Below are 4951 nucleotides of genomic sequence, written 5' to 3'. Positions count from 1 at the left end.
CGATAGCCGCCACCGCGTGCATTCCGGCTGATGGACTCAAGAACGCCACGTTTATGTAGGAGCGAGCTTGGCTCGCGAGTGGGCTCACGATGACGCGGACGTTTAATCGGTAACACGCGTTATCGTTAACGACCATCGCGAGCAAGCTTGCTCCTGCAGGGGCAGGGCCGCCTTGTCATCTCTGGAGTCGAGCATGAAGCGAGAGCAGGTACGCAAGTGCCATGCAGAGGGTCATATCTCTGCCACCCACGTGATTCAGAACCCGGCGAACCCGGGAGAATGGATCGTGTTTTTCAAGAAAAGCGCCGGGCGCAGTTATTTCCTGGTGGATGACAACGATGAAGTCGAATCCTTCGCGCCTCTCGACGACTTGATCGAGACCGTGCGCAGCCTGGGGATCAAGTTCGCCGAGATCCACATGTAGGGCAGGGTGCCTTACTTGCAGACCACCACCACGCTGCGGTTCTTGTAATTGCCGACATCCACGCCCAGGGTCTTGTCGCTTTCCTTGGTCGAAGGTGTGCCATCCGTCCCGACGATGTTGTAACCGGTGCCCGCGCAGGAGGCGTCAGCCTTTTCGTAGCAGGTACCCCAGGAATTGGCTTCCCCGGAGCAGTCGATCGTCAGGCCCTGTTGGCCATTGTGCAGGTAAGTCGTTTCCGACGTGGCGCAACCGGTCAGGGCCAGAAGCGCAATCAGTGGCAAAAATCTATTCATGTAGTGGGGTCGTCGTCGGGATGATGGGGCTAAGCCTGTGACAGCGCCGGTTGCAAAAGGTTATAGCGATTGGCCACTTCGCCGCGGGCAATCACAAAAAAGCCCTGCGTGAAGCAGGGCTGTGTGGACAGGGCGGATCAGCTCTTGTCCTTGCCACGGCGTTTAGGGGCTGCAGGCTGGTCTTGCAACACCGATGCCACTTCGATCGCCAACGCTTCGCTGGGGAACGGCCCGGCGATATTCTCGCCGCCGACGCTGTCGACCCACCACTGGCCGTCTTTCGCCTGGTTGATCAGGTACCCGTTGACGCTCTTTGCTTCCGACATCTATCTGCCTCGTTGGCTGGTTCAATCGCGCAATGATAGCGCCAAATGCAGCCAACAGGTGCTGATGGGCGTATGGTGGTGCGGTTGCCTGTCCGGTCGATGACCGTGCAAGTCTGCCAACCTTGGCTATTTATAGAGGGCGGCGGAAGATCTGCAGAGCGTTATGCGGAACTATCCGCGAGAATATTTCTCTATGATGGCATCGGTTAGCCAGTGCGGGGCATTGTAAGGTGCGCGTCGCCTGACTTAGACTGCGCCGAAACTCGAACACACAGCCCTTTCAAGGACTTATATGATCAAGAAATGCTTGTTCCCAGCAGCCGGTTACGGCACTCGCTTCCTCCCAGCGACCAAGGCCATGCCCAAAGAAATGCTGCCGGTGGTGAACAAGCCACTGATCCAGTACGGCGTCGAAGAAGCACTGGACGCCGGGTTGACCGAAATCTCCATCGTCACCGGTCGCGGCAAGCGCGCCCTGGAAGACCACTTCGACATCAGCTACGAGCTGGAAAACCAGATCAAGGGCACCGACAAGGAAAAATACCTGGTCGGCATCCGCAAGCTGCTCGACAACTGCTCGTTCTCCTACACGCGCCAGACCGAAATGAAAGGCCTGGGCCACGCGATCCTGACCGGCCGCCCACTGATCGGCGACGAACCGTTCGCCGTGGTCCTGGCGGATGACTTGTGCGTCAACCTCGAAGGCGACGGCGTACTGACCCAGATGGTCAAGCTGTACAAGCAGTTCCGCTGCTCGATCGTCGCCATCCAGGAAGTCGATCCGCAGGAAACCCACAAATACGGCGTGATCGCCGGCGAAATGATCCGCGACGACATCTACCGCGTGCACAGCATGGTCGAGAAGCCAAAGCCGGAAGACGCGCCGTCGAACCTGGCGATCATCGGTCGCTACATCCTGACCCCGGACATCTTCGACCTGCTCGAACAGACCGAGCCAGGCAAGGGCGGCGAAATCCAGATCACCGACGCCCTGATGAAGCAGGCGCAAAACGGTTGCGTGATGGCCTACAAGTTCAAGGGCAAGCGTTTCGACTGCGGTGGCGCCGAAGGCTACATCGACGCGACCAACTTCTGCTTCGAGAACTTCTACAAGACTGGCAAGGCTTACTGATAGCCTGAGCTGCTTGTAATGAAAAGCCACCTTCGGGTGGCTTTTTCTTTTTCCGGCCCCATATCCTGTGCAGCGCTTGCCCAACGGATGGCTGCAGGTATGCTGGTAGCCTGCCGAGGAGAAAGAAATGGCCTACGATTTTGACCTTTATGTGATTGGCGCCGGTTCCGGCGGTGTGCGGGCTGCGCGGTTTGCGGCGGGTTTTGGTGCGAAGGTGGCCGTGGCCGAGAGCCGCTACCTGGGTGGTACGTGCGTGAACGTCGGCTGCGTGCCGAAGAAACTGCTGGTCTACGGCGCGCACTTCGCCGAAGACTTCGAGCAGTCTTCCGGTTTTGGCTGGACCCTGGGCGAGGCGAAGTTCGATTGGGCAACGCTGATCGCCAACAAGGATCGCGAGATCAATCGCCTGAATGGCATCTATCGCAACTTGCTGGTCAATAGCGGTGTGACCTTGCATGAAGGTCACGCCAAGATCGTTGACCCGAATACGGTCGAGTTCAGCGGCGAGCGTTTCACCGCCAAGAACATTCTGATTGCTACCGGCGGCTGGCCGCAGATTCCAGAGATTCCGGGGCACGAACACGCGATCAGTTCCAACCAGGCGTTCTTCCTCAAAGAACTGCCCAAGCGGGTGCTGGTGGTGGGTGGCGGTTATATTGCCGTCGAGTTCGCCGGGATCTTCCACGGCCTGGGCGCCGACACTACCTTGCTCTATCGCGGTGAGTTGTTCCTGCGTGGCTTCGACGGTGCGGTGCGCAAACACCTGCAGGAAGAGCTGACCAAGCGTGGCATGGATCTGCAATTCAATGCCGACGTCGAGCGCATCGACAAGCAGGCTGATGGCAGCCTGAAAGTCACCCTCAAGGACGGTCGCGAGCTGGCAGCCGATTGCGTGTTCTACGCCACCGGGCGGCGGCCGATGCTGGACAACCTGGGGCTGGAAAACACCGGGGTCAAGCTCGACAAGAAGGGCTTCGTCGAGGTCGACGAGCAGTATCAGACTGCCGAGCCGTCGATCCTGGCGCTGGGCGATGTCATCGGACGGGTGCAGCTGACGCCGGTCGCGCTGGCCGAAGGCATGGCGGTGGCGCGGCGTTTGTTCAAGCCTGAGCAGTATCGCCCGGTGGATTACAAGATGATCCCGACGGCGGTGTTCAGCCTGCCGAACATCGGTACCGTCGGTTTGACCGAGGAGGAGGCCCGGGAAGCCGGGCACGAGGTGCTGATTTTTGAAAGCCGTTTCCGGCCGATGAAGCTGACCCTGACCGAATGCCAGGAGCGCACGCTGATGAAGCTGGTGGTGGACGGCAAGACCGACAAGGTGCTGGGTTGCCACATGGTCGGCCCCGATGCCGGTGAAATCGTCCAGGGCCTGGCGATTGCCTTGAAGGCCGGCGCCACCAAGCGTGACTTCGACGAAACCATCGGCGTGCACCCCACTGCCGCCGAAGAGTTCGTCACCATGCGGTCGCCGGTCGCCGGTTAATCGTCCTTCTGCCGATCTGCTGCGTCTGGGGCTGTCGCAACGACGGCCGCCAGGCGCAGTTGCTCCAGGTGCGACTGGGTCTGGGTCAATTCCGCTTCCAGGGATTTATGGGCCTGGGCGTGTTCCTCGACACTCTGCTTGAGTGACTGACTTTCCAGCAGGGCCGTACGCAAGCGTTCCTGGAGGAGGGACGCTCGCTGTCGATGCGATTGACCTGTTCCAGCAACTGGTCCTGGCGATGGTGGGTTTGCTTGAGCTGTTCCTGCAGCAGGCTCAGCTCGCGCAGCGTTCCGCGGTTCTCGGTCAGCAGGCGCTCATTGTCGCGGTGCAACTGGGTGATTTCATCCTGGCGTACCAGTGCGCTTTGCTGGGCCTGGCGCAATTCCATCTGAATCTGCTGCACCTGGCCTTCATGGCGACTTTGTTCCTGCTCGCGCTGCTCTTTGACGGCGGTGCGGTAGTGCTCCAGGGCGTCGCGGGTGTGCAGGTGTTTCTCTTCGAGGGAGCGGATCTGCTCGTCCTTGTCTTGCAAGCGTAATTCGAAATCGGTCAATGCCTGGTTCAGCCCGGCGTTGCGGGTTTGCTCGGTCTGCAACAGGGCGCGGGTGTTTTCCAGTGCGTCGGATTCCTGGGCGTAGGCCAGGCTTTGGATTTCGTATTGCTGCTGCAACAGCGTGTTGGCTTGCCGGGCTTCGGTTAGCTGAGTTTCAAGCGCTGTGCGCTGTTGCTCGTACTGCGCGCGCGCCTGATCGATCGGTTCCTGCGCCTGCTCCCTGAGGCGCTGCGCCAAGTGCGAGACCAGCCCTGCCAGCTCGTCGTCGAGGGGCTCGGAAGAAGACTCGGCCGGTTCAGCGCCGTCATCCAGTTCTTTCAGATACCGGTGAATGGTGGTTTTCGAGCCGGTATTGCCCATTTCGATCCGTACCGCGTCGATGCTTGGGTTTTCGCCGCGGGCGAGGATTGCCAAACGGGCCGTTTGAACCACTGCTTTGTTGATGCCGCCACGGGCCATGTGCTCTCCTACGATTTCGTAATGTGGTACGTACCACTAAATACACATTGTACCACGCCATCTTGAAAGTTATATATGCCGTGTTTGATGACCACGGGATATACTGGTATTACCCCGTGTGAGAGCGTTTCTGAAGCGTTCGTCGCCTAGTGGTCGGTACGCAAACCCCCTGTAGGAGCTGGCTTGCCAGCGAAAGCGGTGTGTTCAGTCGACCTATTTTTAACTGAACGGACGCCTTCGCTGGCAACAGCTCTACAGGGGGGCGGTGTCAATTTCGG

At 59.3% G+C, this 4951-nt stretch carries 5 protein-coding genes and 1 pseudogene; 3 read left to right on the top strand and 3 right to left on the bottom strand.

Annotated features, from left to right (window positions below; genetic code table 11):
- Positions 1 to 193: 193 nt before the first annotated feature.
- Positions 194 to 424 carry a hypothetical protein gene (locus BZ163_RS00425; protein WP_128869368.1) on the top strand — a complete coding sequence of 77 codons (231 nt, stop codon included), beginning with the start codon at positions 194 to 196 and terminating at the stop codon, positions 422 to 424.
- 11 nt (positions 425 to 435) lie between these two features.
- On the opposite strand, the gene BZ163_RS00420 is transcribed toward BZ163_RS00425, so the two are convergent.
- Positions 436 to 717 carry a hypothetical protein gene (locus BZ163_RS00420; RefSeq protein ID WP_128869367.1) on the bottom strand — a complete coding sequence of 94 codons (282 nt, stop codon included), beginning with the start codon at positions 715 to 717 and terminating at the stop codon, positions 436 to 438.
- A gap of 137 nt (positions 718 to 854) precedes the next feature.
- A complete protein-coding gene (locus BZ163_RS00415) occupies positions 855 to 1043 on the bottom strand; it encodes a hypothetical protein (protein WP_128869366.1) in 189 nt (62 codons plus the stop codon).
- 292 nt (positions 1044 to 1335) lie between these two features.
- Here BZ163_RS00415 and galU point away from each other — a divergent pair, with 292 nt between their 5' ends.
- Positions 1336 to 2175, top strand: coding sequence for a UTP--glucose-1-phosphate uridylyltransferase GalU (gene galU / locus BZ163_RS00410; protein ID WP_128869365.1), 840 nt, complete (start codon positions 1336 to 1338; stop codon positions 2173 to 2175).
- Between the two features lie 127 nt (positions 2176 to 2302).
- Positions 2303 to 3661, top strand: coding sequence for a glutathione-disulfide reductase (gene gorA, locus BZ163_RS00405; RefSeq protein WP_128869364.1), 1359 nt, complete (start codon positions 2303 to 2305; stop codon positions 3659 to 3661).
- Here gorA and BZ163_RS00400 read toward each other — a convergent pair.
- Positions 3658 to 4673: pseudogene (locus BZ163_RS00400) on the bottom strand (DNA-binding protein). The gene gorA and the pseudogene BZ163_RS00400 sit on opposite strands and share 4 nt — an antisense overlap.
- Positions 4674 to 4951 lie beyond the last annotated feature (278 nt).

This window comes from Pseudomonas sp. VI4.1 (assembly GCF_002029345.1).
In the GTDB taxonomy this organism is placed as follows: domain Bacteria; phylum Pseudomonadota; class Gammaproteobacteria; order Pseudomonadales; family Pseudomonadaceae; genus Aquipseudomonas.
The sequence above is the reverse complement of the archived record's forward strand: the minus strand, read 5'-3'. Positions and strand labels throughout refer to the sequence as shown.

Coding starts and splice junctions, on each gene's coding strand:
- BZ163_RS00415 (WP_128869366.1), bottom strand. CDS start 1,043: ATGTCGGAAGCAAAGAGCGTCAACGGGTACCTGATCAACCAGGCGAAA.
- gorA (WP_128869364.1), top strand. CDS start 2,303: ATGGCCTACGATTTTGACCTTTATGTGATTGGCGCCGGTTCCGGCGGT.
- galU (WP_128869365.1), top strand. CDS start 1,336: ATGATCAAGAAATGCTTGTTCCCAGCAGCCGGTTACGGCACTCGCTTC.
- BZ163_RS00420 (WP_128869367.1), bottom strand. CDS start 717: ATGAATAGATTTTTGCCACTGATTGCGCTTCTGGCCCTGACCGGTTGC.
- BZ163_RS00425 (WP_128869368.1), top strand. CDS start 194: ATGAAGCGAGAGCAGGTACGCAAGTGCCATGCAGAGGGTCATATCTCT.